Annotated in this window: 20 protein-coding genes and 1 tRNA gene; 7 read left to right on the forward strand and 14 right to left on the reverse strand. The window is 64.4% G+C overall.

The window, feature by feature from the left end:
• Positions 1-4: 4 nt before the first annotated feature.
• From rpmC to rpsJ, 10 genes are all read right to left on the reverse strand, one after another.
• A complete protein-coding gene (rpmC, locus tag FSB78_RS11105; RefSeq protein ID WP_147082697.1) occupies positions 5-211 on the reverse strand; it encodes a 50S ribosomal protein L29 in 207 nt (68 codons plus the stop codon).
• 4 nt (positions 212-215) lie between these two features.
• Positions 216-650, reverse strand: coding sequence for a 50S ribosomal protein L16 (gene rplP / locus FSB78_RS11110; protein WP_147082699.1), 435 nt, complete (start codon positions 648-650; stop codon positions 216-218).
• A gap of 15 nt (positions 651-665) precedes the next feature.
• Positions 666-1373, reverse strand: coding sequence for a 30S ribosomal protein S3 (gene rpsC, locus FSB78_RS11115; protein WP_147082702.1), 708 nt, complete (start codon positions 1371-1373; stop codon positions 666-668).
• Positions 1373-1750: a 50S ribosomal protein L22 gene (gene rplV / locus FSB78_RS11120; RefSeq protein ID WP_147082704.1), complete on the reverse strand. Its 378-nt coding sequence runs from the start codon at positions 1748-1750 to the stop codon at positions 1373-1375. The genes rpsC and rplV overlap by 1 nt, the downstream gene beginning before the upstream one ends.
• A complete protein-coding gene (gene rpsS / locus FSB78_RS11125; RefSeq protein ID WP_147082706.1) occupies positions 1750-2025 on the reverse strand; it encodes a 30S ribosomal protein S19 in 276 nt (91 codons plus the stop codon). Before rpsS ends, rplV begins: the two co-directional genes overlap by 1 nt.
• Before the next feature lie 4 nt (positions 2026-2029).
• Positions 2030-2866 carry a 50S ribosomal protein L2 gene (gene rplB, locus FSB78_RS11130; RefSeq protein ID WP_147082708.1) on the reverse strand — a complete coding sequence of 279 codons (837 nt, stop codon included), beginning with the start codon at positions 2864-2866 and terminating at the stop codon, positions 2030-2032.
• 4 nt (positions 2867-2870) lie between these two features.
• Positions 2871-3185, reverse strand: coding sequence for a 50S ribosomal protein L23 (locus FSB78_RS11135; RefSeq protein ID WP_147082709.1), 315 nt, complete (start codon positions 3183-3185; stop codon positions 2871-2873).
• The gene (gene rplD, locus FSB78_RS11140; RefSeq protein WP_147082710.1) at positions 3178-3804 is read right to left on the reverse strand and encodes a 50S ribosomal protein L4; all 627 of its coding nucleotides are present in this window, start codon (positions 3802-3804) and stop codon (positions 3178-3180) included. Before rplD ends, FSB78_RS11135 begins: the two co-directional genes overlap by 8 nt.
• 2 nt (positions 3805-3806) lie before the next feature.
• Positions 3807-4553, reverse strand: a complete 747-nt coding sequence (gene rplC / locus FSB78_RS11145; RefSeq protein WP_147082711.1) for a 50S ribosomal protein L3 — start codon at positions 4551-4553, stop codon at positions 3807-3809.
• A gap of 337 nt (positions 4554-4890) precedes the next feature.
• Positions 4891-5199, reverse strand: a complete 309-nt coding sequence (rpsJ, locus tag FSB78_RS11150; protein WP_147082712.1) for a 30S ribosomal protein S10 — start codon at positions 5197-5199, stop codon at positions 4891-4893.
• 299 nt (positions 5200-5498) lie between these two features.
• Here rpsJ and FSB78_RS11155 point away from each other — a divergent pair, with 299 nt between their 5' ends.
• Complete coding sequence (locus tag FSB78_RS11155; RefSeq protein ID WP_147082713.1) at positions 5499-5873, forward strand: endonuclease domain-containing protein; 375 nt, start codon at positions 5499-5501, stop codon at positions 5871-5873.
• Between the two features lie 260 nt (positions 5874-6133).
• Here FSB78_RS11155 and tuf read toward each other — a convergent pair whose 3' ends face one another.
• From tuf to rpsL, 4 genes are all read right to left on the reverse strand, one after another.
• Positions 6134-7327, reverse strand: coding sequence for an elongation factor Tu (gene tuf / locus FSB78_RS11160; RefSeq protein WP_147082714.1), 1194 nt, complete (start codon positions 7325-7327; stop codon positions 6134-6136).
• Positions 7328-7514: 187 nt separating this feature from the next.
• Positions 7515-9611 carry an elongation factor G gene (fusA, locus tag FSB78_RS11165; RefSeq protein ID WP_147082715.1) on the reverse strand — a complete coding sequence of 699 codons (2097 nt, stop codon included), beginning with the start codon at positions 9609-9611 and terminating at the stop codon, positions 7515-7517.
• A 94-nt stretch (positions 9612-9705) separates the two neighbouring features.
• Entirely contained in the window at positions 9706-10176 is a 471-nt protein-coding gene (gene rpsG / locus FSB78_RS11170; protein ID WP_147082716.1) for a 30S ribosomal protein S7, read from the reverse strand.
• A 128-nt stretch (positions 10177-10304) separates the two neighbouring features.
• Positions 10305-10676, reverse strand: a complete 372-nt coding sequence (rpsL, locus tag FSB78_RS11175) for a 30S ribosomal protein S12 (RefSeq protein ID WP_010164594.1) — start codon at positions 10674-10676, stop codon at positions 10305-10307.
• 252 nt (positions 10677-10928) lie between these two features.
• On the opposite strand from rpsL, the gene FSB78_RS11180 reads away from it, so the two are divergent.
• The 6 genes from FSB78_RS11180 (at position 10929) to FSB78_RS11205 (ending at position 16497) form a co-directional block, all read left to right on the forward strand.
• Entirely contained in the window at positions 10929-11675 is a 747-nt protein-coding gene (locus FSB78_RS11180) for a hypothetical protein (RefSeq protein ID WP_147082717.1), read from the forward strand.
• Positions 11676-11810: 135 nt separating this feature from the next.
• Positions 11811-11886, forward strand: a tRNA-Trp gene (locus FSB78_RS11185).
• Between the two features lie 125 nt (positions 11887-12011).
• The gene (locus tag FSB78_RS11190; protein ID WP_147082718.1) at positions 12012-14885 is read left to right on the forward strand and encodes a TonB-dependent receptor domain-containing protein; all 2874 of its coding nucleotides are present in this window, start codon (positions 12012-12014) and stop codon (positions 14883-14885) included.
• A 424-nt stretch (positions 14886-15309) separates the two neighbouring features.
• Positions 15310-15507 carry a preprotein translocase subunit SecE gene (secE, locus tag FSB78_RS11195; protein ID WP_147082719.1) on the forward strand — a complete coding sequence of 66 codons (198 nt, stop codon included), beginning with the start codon at positions 15310-15312 and terminating at the stop codon, positions 15505-15507.
• A gap of 9 nt (positions 15508-15516) precedes the next feature.
• Positions 15517-16053: a transcription termination/antitermination protein NusG gene (gene nusG / locus FSB78_RS11200; RefSeq protein WP_147082720.1), complete on the forward strand. Its 537-nt coding sequence runs from the start codon at positions 15517-15519 to the stop codon at positions 16051-16053.
• Positions 16054-16227: 174 nt separating this feature from the next.
• Positions 16228-16497: a hypothetical protein gene (locus FSB78_RS11205; protein ID WP_147082721.1), complete on the forward strand. Its 270-nt coding sequence runs from the start codon at positions 16228-16230 to the stop codon at positions 16495-16497.
• The last annotated feature ends 70 nt before the right edge of the window (positions 16498-16567 follow it).

Below are 16567 nucleotides of genomic sequence, written 5' to 3' on the forward strand. Positions count from 1 at the left end.
TTCCTTACTTCGCGGCCGCGGCGCTGGTGCGCTGCGACTGCAGGGTCTTGATCCGCGCGATGTCGCGACGGACTTCACGAACGCGGCTGGGCTTCTCGAGCTGGTTCGTCGCCGCCTGGAAGCGGAGGTTGAACTGCTCGCGCTTCAGCTCGCCGAGCGATTCCGACAGCTGGTCGTCGCTCTTGGTCTTCATGTCGTCGATACGAGCCATGATCTTACTCGCCTCCCAGATGCGAGGTGTCACCCAGGCGGGCAACGACCTTTACCTTGATCGGCAGCTTCATGGCCGCCCGCTCGAACGCCTCTGCGGCGATCTTGCCCTCGACACCGTCGAGCTCGAACAGGATCCGGCCCGGCTTCACGCGGGCAGCCCAGAACTCCGGCGCGCCCTTGCCCGAGCCCATGCGGACTTCGGCAGGCTTGCCCGAGACGGGAACGTCCGGGAAGATGCGGATCCACAAACGCCCCTGGCGCTTGATGTGACGCGTGATCGCGCGGCGGGCCGCCTCGATCTGACGCGCGGTGATCCGCTCCGGCTCCATCGCCTTCAGCCCGTAGGAGCCGAAGTTGAGGGAGAAGCCGCTCTTTGCGTCGCCGGAAATCTTGCCCTTGAAGGCCTTCCGGAACTTCGTCTTTTTTGGTTGCAGCATGTCTGTTCCTGACCCTTAGCGACGATCGTCGCGCTGCGGACGCACGCCGGAGGTCTGAGCCTCCATCATGATCCGGTCATACGACGTGGGATCGTTGCCGAGGATCTCGCCCTTGAAGACCCAGACCTTGACGCCGCAAACGCCGTAGGACGTGTGCGCCGTGGCTTCGGCATAATCGATGTTCGCGCGCAGCGTGTGCAGCGGAACGCGGCCTTCACGGTACGATTCCGACCGTGCGATCTCGGCGCCGCCGAGACGACCGCCGCAACCGACGCGGATGCCTTCGGCACCCAGACGCATCGCCGACTGGACCGCACGCTTCATGGCGCGACGGAAGGCGATACGACGCTCGAGCTGGTCGGCGATGCCCTGGGCGACCAGGCGCGCATCGACTTCCGGCTTGCGGATCTCGACGATGTTCAGCGACACCGTCGACGACGTCATCGCGCCGATCGTCGAGCGCAGCTTCTCGATGTCCGCACCCTTCTTGCCGATGATCACGCCGGGGCGTGCAGCAAAGATCGAGATGCGCGCGAGCTTGGCCGGACGCTCGATCACGACCTTCGAGATCGCGGCCTGCGGCAGCGTCTTGAAGATGAACGCGCGGATCTTGAGATCCTCAAGCAGGAGACGACCATAGTCGGCGCCTTCGGCGTACCAGCGGCTGTCCCAGGTACGGTTGATCTGCAGACGCAGACCGATGGGGTTGCTCTTCTGACCCATTATGCTTCTTCCTGCTCGCGAACGACGATCCGCAGCCGCGAGAACGGCTTGAGGATGCGCGTCGACTTGCCGCGACCACGGGTCGCGAAGCGCTTCATCGTGATCGACTTGCCCACCGACGCCTCGGCGACGACGAGCGCGTCGACGTCGAGGTTGTGGTTGTTCTCTGCATTGGCAATCGCGGATGCGAGAACCTTGCGGGCTTCGATCGCCATGCCCTTGGTCGAGAAGGCGAGGATGTTCATCGCATCGCCGACCTTCTTGCCGCGGATGAGCGCGGCGACGAGGCCGAGCTTCTGCGCGGAACCGCGGATCTGGGTGCCGACCGAGAGAGCCTCGTTGTCGGCGACCTTGCGGGGTGCTGCCTGCTTAGACATCAGCGCTTGCCCTTCTTGTCGGCGGCGTGACCCGGGAAGTAGCGCGTGGGCGCGAACTCACCGAGCTTCATGCCGACCATGTCCTCGTTGACGGACACCGGCACGAACTTGCGGCCATTGTAGACGTTGAACGTGAGACCCACGAACGACGGCAGGATCGTCGAGCGGCGCGACCAGGTCTTGATCGGCGAACGCGCGTTGGTGTCCTGGGCGGTTTCTGCCTTCTTGAGCAGATGAAGGTCCACGAACGGACCCTTCCATACGGAACGAGCCATTCGTTTAGCCCTTCTTCTTCGCGTGACGCGACCGGATGATCATCTTGTCGGTCGACTTGTTGTGACGAGTGCGAGCACCCTTCGTCGGCTTGCCCCACGGCGTAACCGGATGACGGCCACCCGAGGTGCGGCCTTCACCACCGCCGTGCGGATGGTCGACCGGGTTCTTGGCGACGCCGCGCGTCAGCGGGCGGATGCCCATCCAGCGCGAACGACCGGCCTTGCCGAAGTTCTGGTTCTGGTTGTCGGGGTTCGAGACCGCGCCAACCGTCGCCATGCAATCGCTGCGGATGTAGCGCTGCTCGCCCGAGTTGAGGCGAACCATCACCATGCCCTTGTCGCGACCGACGACCTGCACGTACGTGCCGGCCGAACGGGCGATCTGGCCACCCTTCATCGGCTTCATCTCCACGTTGTGGACGATGGTGCCGACGGGCATCTGACCGAGCTCCATGGCGTTGCCAGGCTTCACGTCGGTCTTCTTGGCCGCGATCACCTTGTCGCCGACGCCCAGACGCTGCGGCGCCAGGATGTAGGCCAGCTCCTCGTCCGGGTACTTGACCAGGGCGATGAACGCGGTGCGGTTGGGATCATACTCGATCCGCTCGACGGTGCCCTCGACGTCCCACTTGCGACGCTTGAAGTCGATGTAGCGGTACTTCTGCTTGTGACCGCCCGCGATACCGCGCGAGGTCACATGGCCCTTGTTGTTGCGGCCGCCGGTCTTGTGCTTGCCTTCGGTCAGCGCCTTGACGGGCTTGCCCTTCCAGAGCGACGACTTGTCGACCAGGACGAGGCCGCGGCGGGCCGGCGATGTCGGATTATAATGCTTGAGTGCCATGGCCTCAGATCCCCGTCGTCACGTCGATGGACTGACCGTCCTTCAACGTCACGATTGCCTTCTTCATGTCCGAGCGCGAATAGTTCGTGCCCTTCCACTTCTTGGTCTTGCCCTTCTGGACCAGCGTGTTGACGCCGACGACGGTGACGTCGAACAGCGCTTCCACAGCGGCCTTGATCTCGGGCTTCGTGGCGTCGTTGGACACCTTGAACACCACCGCGTTGTGCTCCGACAGGGTCGTCGTCTTCTCGGTGATGTGCGGCGCGAGGATAACGTCGTAGTGACGGTTATCGATCGTGCCGTTCTGCTTCTTAGCCATGGAAGCGCGCCTCCAGCTTTTCGACAGCGGCGCGGGTGAGCACCAGCGTGTCATGCTTCAGGATGTCGTAGACGTTGGCGCCGGCTGCCGGCATCACGTCCACTTCGAACAGGTTGCCGGCGGCGAACGCGAAGCTCGTCTCGACCATGTCACCATCGATCACCAGCGCGCGCTTGCCGAAGCCGAGCTTGGCGAGATCGCCGAGCAGGGTCTTCGTCTTGCCGCCTTCGACGACGAGGCTGTCCATGACGACCAGCGTGCCAGCCTTGGCGTGGCTCGACAGCGCCATCTTCAGGCCCAGAGCGCGAACCTTCTTGTTCAGGCCGGGATTGAAGTCGCGGACGCGGGCGCCGTGCGCCTTACCACCGCCGATGAACACCGGAGCGCGGCGATCGCCGTGACGGGCGGTACCGCCACCCTTCTGGCGACCGAACTTCTTGCCGGTGCGCGCGACGTCTGCACGCTCGCGGGTGCCACGAGCCGTCTCGCGACGCTTCTCGAGCTGCCAGGTGACGACACGGTGCAGGATGTCGGCGCGCGGATCGAGGCCGAAGACCTCGTCGTTGAGCTCGATGTCCGCCGTGTCGGTGCCGGCGAAGGATGAAATCTTGACCTTCACGTTCAGCCCTCCTGGCCGTCGGCTGCGGGTGCGTCGGTCGTTTCGGCCGGCGTATCTGCTGCAGTGTTGCTGTTGGCGGTCTTGAGACCGGCGGGGAACGGTGCGTCGGCGTGGCGCGCGACCTTCACCGAGTCCTTGACGAAGAGCCAGCCGCCCTTGGAGCCAGGAACCGAACCCTTGACGAACAGGAGACCACGCTCGACGTCGGTCGATACGATCTCGAGGTTCTGCTGGGTGCGATACTTGTCGCCCATGTGACCGGCCATCTTCTTGTTCTTGAAGACCTTGCCCGGATCCTGGCGCTGACCAGTCGAACCGAGCGAACGGTGCGAGACCGACACGCCGTGGGTTGCCCGCAGACCGCCGAAGCCCCAACGCTTCATGCCGCCCTGGAAGCCCTTACCCTGAGTCTTGCCCTGGATATCGACGATCTGGCCTGCGACATAATGGTCTGCCGAGATCTCGGCACCAACGTCGAGCAGGCCGTCAGCGTTCACGCGGAACTCATGGACGACAGCCTTGGGCTCCACTTCGGCCTTGCCGAAATGGCCACGCTGCGGCTTTGCGACATTCTTCGACTTGGCGACGCCTGCACCAAGCTGGACGGCGGTGTAGCCGTCACGATCCATTTCGCGAACGGAAATGACCTGATTGCCTTCGAGTGCCAGAACCGTGACCGGCACGTGCCGACCATCGTCCTGGAACAGGCGGGTCATCCCCATCTTCTTCGCGATCACGCCAGTACGCATGATCTTGTCCCTTCCTCGACAGAGGCCCCCGCAGGACGATTCCCCGGGGGCTTGCGGTGCCCGCCGCGACCGGAGCCGCGACAAGGCGCCAAATACGAAACGCCACCGAAGCGAAATGCCTCGATGGTGCCCCTTCCAGCCCGGAATATGCGATGCGAGCCCCCGTCCCGGGCTGGGATCCGGCGAACCGGACGAAACGGGAGACGCAGACCCGGTAGCAAGCCACCAGCGGTATCTCTTTTTCAGTCGGACACTGGCCGAAGCCTCGTCCGAACTGGATTTCCGCCTCCGCGGAAACACGAACCCGGCAGGATGACCTGCCGAGGAAGCGTGGCCCTTAGGCCAGCTTGATCTCTACGTCAACGCCGGCCGCGAGGTCGAGCTTCATCAGCGCGTCGACCGTCTGCGGGGTCGGCTGCACGATGTCGAGCATGCGCTTGTAGGTGCGGACTTCGAACTGCTCGCGCGACTTCTTGTCGACGTGAGGCCCGCGCAGAACCGTGAACTTCTCGATGCGCGTCGGCAACGGAATGGGGCCACGGATGAGCGCGCCGGTGCGGCGGGCGGTGTCGGCGATGTCGCCGGTGGCCTGATCGAGCACGCGGTGATCGAACGCCTTCAGACGAATGCGGATATTGCTGTCCATAGTCCCTACCGATGCGAAAGAGCGGGCCCGTTTCAGGGCTCTTGCTGATTGATGTTCAAACCGAAGGCGGGCGCATACGGGAGAGTCGGGGGAAAGGCAACCGGGGGTGTGGGATTTTTGGGTGGCGGTTGGGCACGATCGAGGGCGCCGCCGTCCTCCCCCTCCGTCGCCTTCGGCGCCACCTCCCCCTGGCGGGGGAGGATTGTCGAGGTTGGCGACTCGACGTTAGGGTGAGCGCTGAAATCCACCCCCGCCAGGGGGAGGTGGCACGCGAAGCGTGACGGAGGGGGCGGTAGGCGATGCGCTTGGAAGGGTCACCGAACGGCCGCCGCAACGCAAAGCGCCTCCGCAACGAGATGACGCCACCGGAGATCGCGATGTGGCTTGCGCTCAGCCGCAACGACGCGGGGCTGCGCTTCCGGAAGCAATACGCGGCCGCGGACTATGTCCTCGACTTCTACTGCGCCCCGGCCCGCCTTGCGATCGAAGTCGACGGCGAGGCCCATAACCGCGGGACCCGCCCGGCGCGAGACGCCGTCCGCGATGCATGGCTCGTCGCGCGAGGTATCCGCGTCCTCCGCTACCCGGCGTGCGAGGTCCTCTCGAACCTCGATGACATCCTCCGACAGATCGTTGCCGTCGCTGTCGAACGCCGCGCCGCCTTCGAGAGGTGAGCGCTGCCGCCCCCTCCGTCGCCTTCGGCGCCACCTCCCCCTGGCGGGGGAGGATTAGAGAAGCGAGCCCCGCAATCCTCCCCCGCCAGGGGGAGGTGGCACGCGTAGCGTCACGGAGGGGGCGGCAAGCGACGCAGCTCGACTAAATCCTAGCATCATGATCGCGAAAGTTTGCGACGCCCCCGCGCCAGACACGAAAAAGCCCGGCCTCTCTCGCGAGAAGCCGGGCTCTTTCGTTCACCTCCCGAAGGAGAAGAAGATTACTTCGAGATACCGCTGACGATGCCCGAACCAACCGTACGGCCGCCTTCGCGAATCGTGAAGCGCTGGCCCACGTCCATGGCGATCGGTGCGATCAGCTTGATGCCGAGCGCGACGTTGTCGCCGGGCATGACCATCTCGGTGCCCTCAGGCAGCTCGACGGTGCCGGTGACGTCCGTGGTGCGGAAGTAGAACTGCGGGCGGTAGTTGGCGAAGAACGGCGTGTGACGGCCACCCTCGTCCTTCGACAGCACGTAGACTTCCGATGCGAAGTCGGTGTGCGGCTTGATCGAGCCGGGCTTGCAGAGCACCTGGCCACGCTCGACCTCTTCGCGGCCGACGCCGCGGATCAGCGCGCCGATGTTGTCGCCAGCCTGGCCCGAGTCGAGCAGCTTGCGGAACATCTCAACGCCCGTGACCGTGGTCTTGCGGACTGCCGGGTGGATGCCGACGATCTCGACTTCTTCGCCAACCTTCACGATGCCGGTCTCGACGCGGCCAGTGACAACCGTACCGCGACCCGAGATCGAGAACACGTCCTCGATCGGCATCATGAACGGCTTGTCGAGCGGACGCTCGGGCTGCGGCAGGTAGGTGTCGACGGCTTCCATCAGCTTGAGGACGGCGTCATGGCCGATCTCAGGCGTGGTGTCGTTGAGCGCTGCAACAGCCGAACCGCGGATGACGGGGATGTTGTCGCCGTCAAAGTCGTACTTCGAGAGCAGCTCGCGGATTTCCATCTCGACCAGCTCGAGGATTTCCTCGTCGTCGACCAGATCGACCTTGTTCATGAACACGACCATCGTCGGCACGCCGACCTGGCGTGCGAGCAGGATGTGCTCGCGGGTTTGCGGCATCGGGCCGTCGGTCGCCGACACGACGAGGATCGCGCCGTCCATCTGGGCTGCACCGGTGATCATGTTCTTCACATAATCGGCGTGGCCCGGGCAATCGACGTGCGCGTAGTGACGGGCAAGCGTCTCGTACTCGACGTGTGCGGTCGAGATCGTGATGCCGCGCTCGCGCTCCTCGGGAGCCTTGTCGATGTTGGCGTAGCTGGTGAACGTGGCGCCGCCGGTCTCGGCGAGGACCTTCGTGATCGCTGCGGTCAGCGACGTCTTGCCATGGTCGACGTGACCGATGGTGCCGATGTTGAGATGCGGCTTGTTCCGCTCAAATTTTGCCTTGGCCATGATTTCCTACCTTCTGATTCGAATTCCGGTGCCACCGGGGGCCACGCGAACGCGGCCCTGTAGCGGCTCATTTCCATTCGCGCTAGCACCAACATCCGTTCGTGCTGAGCGCAGTCGAAGCCCCCTCCCCGTGCGCCCGAGCGAATGTCCTTCGACTTCGCTCAGGACGAACGGCGGAGGGAGGCGATTACGCCAGCTTCGCCTTCACCTCGTCCGCGACGTTCTGCGGCACTTCGTCATAGTGCGAGAACTGCATTGAGTACTGCGCGCGGCCCTGGGTGAACGAGCGGAGCGAGTTCACGTAGCCGAACATGTTCGCCAGCGGGACCATCGCCTCGACCGTCTGCGCGTTGCCGCGGCTGTCGGTGCCCTGGATCTGGCCACGACGGCTGTTCATGTCGCCGATGACGTCGCCCAGATAATCCTCCGGGGTAACGACCTCGACCTTCATGACCGGCTCGAGGAGCGTGATGCCCGACTTCTGTGCGACTTCGCGCATCGCGCCGCGTGCACAGATTTCGAACGCCAGTGCCGACGAGTCGACGTCGTGATACGCGCCGTCATACAGCACGATCTCGAAGTCGATGATCGGGAAGCCGACCAGCGAACCCGACGCGGCGGTTTCGCGGAAGCCCTTCTCGATGGCGGGCAGATATTCCTTCGGAATGTTGCCGCCCTTGATCTCGTCCTTGAAGACGATGCCCGAACCGCGCTCGCCCGGCGTGACCTTGACCTTCACGCGGCCGAACTGGCCAGTGCCACCCGACTGCTTCTTGTGCGTGTAGTCGACGTCGACCGGCTTCTTCAGATACTCGCGATACGCCACCTGCGGTGCACCGACGTTCGCCTCGACCTTGAACTCGCGCTTCATGCGATCGACCAGGATCTCGAGATGGAGCTCGCCCATGCCCTTGATGATGGTCTGGCCCGACTCGGGGTCCGACGACACGCGGAACGACGGATCCTCGCGTGCGAGACGATTGAGCGCGACGCCCATCTTCTCCTGGTCGGCCTTGGTCTTCGGCTCCACCGACAGCTCGATCACAGGCTCGGGGAATTCCATCCGCTCGAGGATGATCGGTGCGGTCTGCGCGCAGAGCGTGTCGCCCGTGGTGGTGTCCTTGAGGCCCGCCAGAGCGACGATGTCGCCAGCGAACGCTTCCTGGATGTCCTCACGGCTGTTCGCATGCATCAGCAGCATGCGACCGACCTTTTCCTTCTTGTCCTTCACCGAGTTGGTGACCATCGACGCCGCTTCGAGCTTGCCCGAATAGATGCGTGCGAAGGTCAGCGTGCCGACGAAGGGATCGTTCATGATCTTGAACGCGAGCGCCGAGAACGGTGCCTCGTCCGAGGACGGACGCTCGTCCGGCGTCACGCCGTCGAGCTTCAGACCCTGGATCGCGGGGACGTCGAGCGGGCTCGGCAGATAGTCGACCACGGCGTCGAGCAGGGGCTGAACGCCCTTGTTCTTGAACGCCGAGCCGCAAACGACCGGCACGAATGCCATCGCGAGCGTGCCCTTGCGGATCAGCTTCTTGAGGTCGGCCGTGCTCGGCTCGTTGCCCTCGAGATACGCCTCCATCAGGTCATCGTCCTGCTCGACGGCCATCTCGATCAGGTCGCTGCGATACTTGGCAGCCTTTTCGACCATGTCGGCCGGAATGTCCTGATATTCGAACTTCGCACCCAAGCTCTCTTCGAGCCAGATGATCGCACGGTTCTCGACGAGGTCGACGAGGCCCTTGAAGCCGCCTTCCATGCCGATCGGCAGATACAGGACCGCCGGACGTGCGCCGAGACGCTCGATGATCGAGTCGACGCAGAAGTAGAAATCGGCGCCGGTGCGGTCGAGCTTGTTGACGAAGCACATGCGCGGCACGCCGTACTTGTCGGCCTGGCGCCACACGGTCTCGGACTGCGGCTCGACGCCGGCAACGCCGTCGAAGCATGCGACCGCACCATCGAGCACGCGCAGCGAACGCTCGACTTCGATCGTGAAGTCGACGTGCCCGGGGGTGTCGATGATGTTGATCAGGTGCTCTTCGCCCTTGCCCTCTTCGGCGCGCCACTTGCACGTCGTCGCGGCGGACGTGATCGTGATCCCGCGCTCCTGCTCCTGCTCCATCCAGTCCATCGTCGCGGTGCCTTCATGCACTTCGCCGATCTTGTAGGACTTGCCGGTGTAATAGAGGATGCGCTCGGTCGTCGTCGTCTTACCGGCGTCGATGTGCGCCATGATGCCGATGTTGCGGTAACGGTCGAGCGGATGGCTGCGGGCCATGATCGTGCTTCCTTAAAGATATGGGGAGCCAGCAGAACCGGCTCCCCAATATATAGGCGTTATACGTTGCGGGCGATAGACCACCCGCACCGGTTTACCAGCGGTAGTGCGAGAAGGCGCGGTTGGCTTCCGCCATCCGGTGCGTGTCTTCGCGCTTCTTGACGGCGTTGCCACGGTTGTTGGCAGCGTCCATCAGCTCGCCCGACAGCCGCGCGGCCATCGTGTTCTCGCTGCGGGCGCGTGCCGCGCCGATCAGCCAGCGAATGGCCAGCGCCTGGGCGCGCTCGGGGCGAACCTCGACGGGGACCTGGTAGGTCGCACCACCGACGCGACGCGAGCGGACTTCGATGCCCGGCTTCACGTTGGTCAGCGCGTCGTGGAACACGCCGATCGGATCGCGCTTGGCGCGCTGCTCGACGGTCTCGAAAGCACCGTAGACGATCAGTTCGGCGACGGACTTCTTGCCGTCGAGCATGACCGAATTCATGAATTTGGAGAGAACCTCATCACCGTACTTCGGATCGGGGAGGATGATACGCTTTTCTGGACGACGGCGACGTGCCATTTCAAATTCCTTTTGTTCTTCAGCTGATCCGGAACACGTCCGGGGCTTACTGAGCTTCGAGTCCGGAGCCTGGATCCCGGATAGATCGCCTGAAACGATCTTCCGGGATGATCATGCCCCCGGCATGATCACTTCGGACGCTTGGCGCCGTACTTGGAACGCGACTGACGCCGGTCCTTCACACCCTGTGTATCGAGCACGCCGCGCAGGACGTGGTAGCGAACACCGGGAAGATCGCGGACACGACCGCCACGGATCAGGACCACCGAGTGCTCCTGCAGGTTGTGGCCCTCGCCCGGGATGTAGCTGATGACTTCGCGCTGGTTGGTCAGGCGAACCTTGGCCACCTTGCGCAGAGCCGAGTTCGGCTTCTTCGGGGTCGTCGTGTAGACGCGGGTGCAAACGCCGCGCTTCTGCGGGTTGGCTTCCATCGCAGGGACCTTGGACTTGGCCTTCTGCGGGTCGCGGCCCTTGCGGACCAGCTGGTTGATCGTCGGCATTGAAGCCTTCACCTTTCAAATGGTTACTTTGCTGGAGCCCTGGGGCGCCGAGGAATACAAAAAGGACCCCTTGGGTGGCTGACGCCACCCGGGCCCTGGATCGCATCCAGCAATGTTCAAGCATGTCCGGCAGGAACGGTCCCGTCGAACAGGGCGCGCCTATACGCACAGACTCGGAAGCGGTCAATGGCACCGCCGGCCCCTGGAACCATGTTTACGGGGTCTAAAGGCGGACCGGGGCAAGGATCGCCGGTGACCGTCGATACGCCCCCGTCCCTGCACCGAATCCTGCCGCGCACTGACCCGCTGCCGGTTATCCTGGTGACGGGCACTGCCATCTTGGTCGAGGCGATCTTCGCGGGCGGTCCGAAGGCACTGCTGGCCGATCTGGCACTGATCGCGGTCGTCGTCGCGGCAGGCGAGCGCCGCTACACGGCGATGCTGATCGCCGCCGGACTTGCCTGCGGTCTCGTCGCCTATGGGGCGATGCTGTTGCCGGTCGCGATCGGCGTCGCGATCCGGCGACGGGTTCGGGCACCTTTGTTACTGCTGACCCCGGTGGCGGCGGCAGCGACCGCGATGGCGCTCGGCGCCATGCCCCTGCCCGATGGCCGCGGGATGATCGGCCTCGCGGCGATCACGCCGGATGGCGCCGCCGATGGCCTGCTTCTCGCCGTCGGTATCGGTGCATCGGCATGGGTAACTGCCTCGTTGACCACGCGTTCGCTGCACGGGCGCGCGCTGATCTCTACTGCGACGATGGTCGCGCTCGGTGCGGCGCTGGTGATTCAGCAGACTTCGATGGCGATTCCGGTCGCGCTTGCCGTCCTTGCGCCAGACCGACGCGTACTGGCGGCGGTCGTCGCGGCGAGCGCGCTTGCAGCATCTGCCTTACCGCTTGCTGCGACACTCGCGCTGGTGACGGCACTGATACTCCTGTGGCGGCCGCACGTTCGGTCGGCTGCGAACGACAATCCGCGGCTCGCCGTCCTGCGCTAGTCCCGACGTGTGCGCCGCTCAATTCTGCGATGGTCATGGTGGAAAACCGCTGATAGCTTTTTGCGGGTCAACGTCGATACGCCCGCAACACCGCTTGCCCTGCCGCGAACAGGGCGCTAGGGGCGGCGGGCGCGGAGGAGTGTAGCTCAGTTGGTAGAGCATCGGTCTCCAAAACCGAGGGTCATGGGTTCGAGTCCCCTCACTCCTGCCACCGCGTCTTTCCCCTTCATTCCCGACCCAAAGATTCCCTTGCTTCGTCCTGCGGATAGCGCATCCTCCTGCCCATAAGAGTTTTGGGGGCGGATACCGGACGGGCTTGAACAGGGGGATGGGTTCATGCGCTTCACGACGATATTTAACGGGACCGGCTTGCTCGCGCTCGCCACCATGCTGGCTGCGATGCCCGCCGCGGCGCAGCAGGTCGCTGCACCGGCCGTAACGGATTCCACCGGAGACGAGATCGTCGTCACCGGATCGCGCATTCGCCGTGACCCGCTCGACCAGCCCTCCCCCGTCATCACCGTCGACGCCGAATCGATCCAGCGCACCGGGCTGTCCTCGGTCGCCGACGTGCTGCAGCGGCTGCCGAGCGCCGCTGGCGGGCTGAATTCCAAGGTCAACAATTCGGGCAATATCGGCAACCCACCCGATGGCGGCGGCGTCGGCGCGGGATCGGCGGAGATCGACCTGCGCTACCTGACCGCCAAGCGTACGCTGGTGCTGGTCGACGGGCTGCGCTTCGTCAACGGCGCCTCGGCGAGCGGGATCCCGTCGACGGTCGACCTGAACACGATCCAGGTCGGGTCGATCGAGCGAATCGAGATCCTGCAGTCGGGCCAGTCGCCGCTCTATGGGTCGGACGCGCTGGCGGGCGTCGTCAACATCATCACCAAGTCGCAGCAGAAGGGGCTGAAGGCGTCGGCACAGTTCGGCACCTTCCGCCAGGGCGACGGGCATACGCAGGACTATAACGCCAGCTACGGCATCCAGTCGCCGCGCACGAGCGTGGTCTTCGGTGGCAGCTATGTGAAGCAGGAGGCGGTCCGCACCCGCGACCGGTCCATCTCGCAATTCCCCAATCCCGGGCAGACCAGCTGCACCGACCCGGTCGGCGGCTGTTCGAGCGCAACGGTCAACGGCTATGTCCAGCTGACCGGGCCGGCGCTGACGATCAAGACTCCGCCGATCCTGGGGCGGCCGCGGTACGATGCCGCGAACCCGACCGGCCCGAACAGCGACTTTCGCCTGCTGACGGCGGCGGACCGGTTCAACTTCTCGCCGTACAATTACTTCCTGACGCCGTCCGAACGCTATGGCTTCTTCGTCAGCGGCAAGCAGGAACTGACCGACAGCATCAACCTGCGCGTCAAGCTGAACTATACCAAGCGCAATTCGCAGAACCAGGCGGCGTTCCTGCCGCTGTTCGTCGGGCCCGACGCCGGCAATGGCAATCTGCTCGACACGATCTCGATCGATGCGACCAACCCGTTCAATCCGTTTGGCTACACGCTGTCGGCGGGCGGCGCGGGCAATCCGGCGGCCAATTATTCGACGGTCCGGCGTCGCCTGGTCGAGGCAGGACAACGCACCTATACGCAGCATGTCGACACGATGTCGGCGACGGCGACGCTCGACGGGTCGTTCGATGCGATGGGGCGCAAATTCTATTGGGACGCCAACGCGGTCATCGGCTTCAACGATGCCAAGCAGCTGTTCACCGGTAACATCAACGCCGCGCGGCTGGCGCAGGCGCTGGGGCCGGTGTCGCGGTGCACCGATGCGTGCGTGCCGTTCAACATCTTCGGTGGCGCCGGATCGGTGACGCCGGCGATGCTCGCCTATGTCGCCTTCGACGAACGCGCGCGCAGCTCGCAGCGGCTGGAGGACTATACCGCCAACATCTCGGGCGAGCTGTTCGACCTGCCCGCGGGCGCAGTGGGCATCGCCGCGGGATACGAGCACCGCGTGCAGTTCGGACGGTTCACCCCCGACCCGCTGATCACCGCCGGGCTGGGCGCGGACATCCCGGCGCAGCCCGCACGCGGCCAGTTCAACTCGGACGAGATCTATGCCGAGCTGCGCGTGCCGCTGATCCACGACACGCCGCTAATCAAGTCGTTCGAGGTCGGCGGCGCGGTACGGCATTCCGACTATTCGACCAGCGGCGGCAACACGACCTATACGGGCAACGCGCTGTGGAAGCCGGTCACCGACCTGCTTCTCCGCGGATCCTGGGCGCAGGGCTTCCGTGCGCCGAGCATCGGCGAGCTGTTCGGCGCGGCCTCGCGCTCCGACGCGCCTATCGACGATCCTTGCACCAACGTCGCCGGATCGCCCTACCGGACATCGCCGTCGGTGCGCGCGAACTGCACCGCCAACGGCGTGCCCGCCAATGGCAGCTACCAGGAGCCCAATGGCGGACAGCTTGGCGTTCTGACCGGCGGCAACACCGCGCTCAAGCCCGAGACGTCGCGGACGTTGCTGTTCGGCGCGGTCTATGCGCCGGGCTGGGCGCGCGACAGCGGCTTTGCCAGCCAGCTGAGCATCGAGGGCAATTATTACGATATCAAGGTCGAGGACGCGATCGCGCCGGTCGACGCACAGCTGACGCTCAGCCGCTGTGCGCAGAGCGGCGATGCCCTGAGCTGCGCGGCGATCACGCGGACGCCGAGCGGGCTGATCTCGCGGATCAATGCGCAGTTGCAGAATATCGGCGGGATCCGCACCAAGGGCGTCGACGTGACCGCGGTGTACCGGTCGCCACGGACCTCGGCCGGCATCTTCGGTCTGTCGCTCAACGGCAATGTGCTGTTGAAATATACCGAGACATTCCCCGCGGAGAACGGCTTCACCACCACCGACTATCGCGGCACGACGCGCGGCTTCCCCGATCAGTCCTATCCGAAGTTCAAGGGCAACGCCGTGGCGGACTGGGATCTCGGTCTGGTACGGGCGTCGTTCACCGGGCGCTATATCGACAGCGTGAGGGAAGGTGACGGCAGCAAGCTCGACAGCACCTTCTATGGCGATGTGCAGCTGGCGTTCTCGCCGGCATGGATGGAGCATAGGTTGGCGGTGACGATCGGGGTGAACAATGTGTTCGATCAGGATCCGCCGGCGTGCACGAGCTGCACCGGGCCGAATTACGATCCGACGACGTATGACGTGCCGGGGCAGTTCGGCTATGTGCGGCTTTCGTGGGGGTTGTGACGTCGGCGGCCCGCTCCTGCCCTCTTCCCGACGTGGAGGTGACGGACGGGCGGGGCGGATGTCGCCCTTCGGCGCATTTCAGTACGCACCACACCATGAATGCAGAAAACGCAATCATGGTTGCGGTATCAGCAATTGTGATTTCGCCTGCTGCGACGCACAAAGATCAGGCCTTTCAGGCATCCTCTCCTAAAAACTTTACGGCCGGTCGCATGACCGGCCTTTTTTTTGGTCCGGGGTTTTGGCCACGGGTTTTCTGGTCCGGGCGAGGCGCGGGTCGCGTGAAATTGATGCCTAGCCCCCTGCCCTTGCTTTCACGCGGCGGCAAAGCTATCTGCCCGACCTTCCGACGGTATGCCGGCACCGCCTTTCGGGTGATGCCGCTGCCGCTCCTTTTCCTCAACATGCGGGTGCGAAGAACATCGTGGCGAAAACGTCCCCACTCGAATTCATCCAGCAGGTCCGCACCGAGACGTCGAAGGTCACCTGGCCGACGCGGCGCGAGACGGTGATGACCGGCGTGATGGTGGTGATCATGACGACGATCCTCGCGGTGTTCTTCTTCGGCGTGGATTCGATCCTGCAGGCGATCGTCACCATGCTCCTGAAACTCGCTCAATAAGGTCCGCACATGGCGCGCTGGTACATCATTCACGCCTATTCGGGCTTCGAGGGCAAGGTCCGCGATTCGATCATGGCCGAGGCGACCCGCATGGGTCTCGAGCAGCTGGTCGAGCAGATCGAGGTGCCGACCGAGACGATCACCGAGGCCCGCCGCGGCAAGAAGATCGCGGTCGAGCGCAAGTTCATGCCGGGCTACGTCCTCGCCAAGCTGAACATGAACGACGACGTCTACCACCTGGTCAAGAACACACCCAAGGTGACGGGCTTCCTGGGCAGCATGGGCAAGCCGCAGGCGATCAGCGAGGCGGAAGCCACGCGGATGCTCAATTCCAAGGAAGAAGCCGCCGCGGCGCCGAAGCAGAAGGTCAAGGTCGACTACGAGATCGGCGATTCGGTCAAGGTGCTGGACGGTCCGTTCGCGACCTTCAACGGCGTGGTCGAGGAGCTCGACTTCGACAAGTCGAAGGTCAAGGTCTCGGTCTCGATCTTCGGGCGCGCGACGCCGGTGGAACTCGATTTCGAACAGGTCGAACGCTCCAAGTGAGCCGCGCGCGGCTGGCCGAACTGAGGCTGCCGCGACACCGACCGACCAGATCGGTCGAGATCTGACGACCCGGCGCGGAGCCTCCGCGCCGGGTCGTCGCGTTTCGGGGAACAAACCCCGCCCCGACGGGTTATCGTTCGTCGGCGTTCGCGCCGTTCAGAACAGGGGTATTCCATGAAGAAGATGATCGTTCTCGGACTTGCAGCCGGCCTGGCTTCGCTCTCCGCCTGCAACTCGAGCCCGCGCGAAAACGCAGCGGACGCCATCGAGTCGAACACCGAGGCGGTTGCCGACAACCTCGAAGAGGCCGCGGACAACGCGACCACGGACGCTGCCGAGGCCGGCCTCGAGAACAAGGCCGACGCGGTCCGCGCGACCGGCCAGAACCAGGCCGAGGACATGCGCACCAACGATCCCGACACCAACCTGTCGAACGGCATGTAACAGCGGGTCACCGACCCGTAGGGTTCGGGCCGCTCCCAAGCACGGCCCGTATAGGAGGGCGTCCGAGGCA

Origin of the sequence: Sphingomonas ginsenosidivorax (genome assembly GCF_007995065.1) — a bacterium.
Lineage (GTDB): Bacteria > Pseudomonadota > Alphaproteobacteria > Sphingomonadales > Sphingomonadaceae > Sphingomonas > Sphingomonas ginsenosidivorax.

Coding starts and splice junctions, on each gene's coding strand:
- rpmC (WP_147082697.1), bottom strand. CDS start 211: ATGGCTCGTATCGACGACATGAAGACCAAGAGCGACGACCAGCTGTCG.
- rplP (WP_147082699.1), bottom strand. CDS start 650: ATGCTGCAACCAAAAAAGACGAAGTTCCGGAAGGCCTTCAAGGGCAAG.
- rpsC (WP_147082702.1), bottom strand. CDS start 1,373: ATGGGTCAGAAGAGCAACCCCATCGGTCTGCGTCTGCAGATCAACCGT.
- rplV (WP_147082704.1), bottom strand. CDS start 1,750: ATGTCTAAGCAGGCAGCACCCCGCAAGGTCGCCGACAACGAGGCTCTC.
- rpsS (WP_147082706.1), bottom strand. CDS start 2,025: ATGGCTCGTTCCGTATGGAAGGGTCCGTTCGTGGACCTTCATCTGCTC.
- rplB (WP_147082708.1), bottom strand. CDS start 2,866: ATGGCACTCAAGCATTATAATCCGACATCGCCGGCCCGCCGCGGCCTC.
- FSB78_RS11135 (WP_147082709.1), bottom strand. CDS start 3,185: ATGGCTAAGAAGCAGAACGGCACGATCGATAACCGTCACTACGACGTT.
- rplC (WP_147082711.1), bottom strand. CDS start 4,553: ATGCGTACTGGCGTGATCGCGAAGAAGATGGGGATGACCCGCCTGTTC.
- rpsJ (WP_147082712.1), bottom strand. CDS start 5,199: ATGGACAGCAATATCCGCATTCGTCTGAAGGCGTTCGATCACCGCGTG.
- FSB78_RS11155 (WP_147082713.1), top strand. CDS start 5,499: ATGCGCTTGGAAGGGTCACCGAACGGCCGCCGCAACGCAAAGCGCCTC.
- tuf (WP_147082714.1), bottom strand. CDS start 7,327: ATGGCCAAGGCAAAATTTGAGCGGAACAAGCCGCATCTCAACATCGGC.
- fusA (WP_147082715.1), bottom strand. CDS start 9,611: ATGGCCCGCAGCCATCCGCTCGACCGTTACCGCAACATCGGCATCATG.
- rpsG (WP_147082716.1), bottom strand. CDS start 10,176: ATGGCACGTCGCCGTCGTCCAGAAAAGCGTATCATCCTCCCCGATCCG.
- rpsL (WP_010164594.1), bottom strand. CDS start 10,676: ATGCCGACGATCAACCAGCTGGTCCGCAAGGGCCGCGACCCGCAGAAG.
- FSB78_RS11190 (WP_147082718.1), top strand. CDS start 12,012: ATGCGCTTCACGACGATATTTAACGGGACCGGCTTGCTCGCGCTCGCC.
- nusG (WP_147082720.1), top strand. CDS start 15,517: ATGGCGCGCTGGTACATCATTCACGCCTATTCGGGCTTCGAGGGCAAG.
- FSB78_RS11205 (WP_147082721.1), top strand. CDS start 16,228: ATGAAGAAGATGATCGTTCTCGGACTTGCAGCCGGCCTGGCTTCGCTC.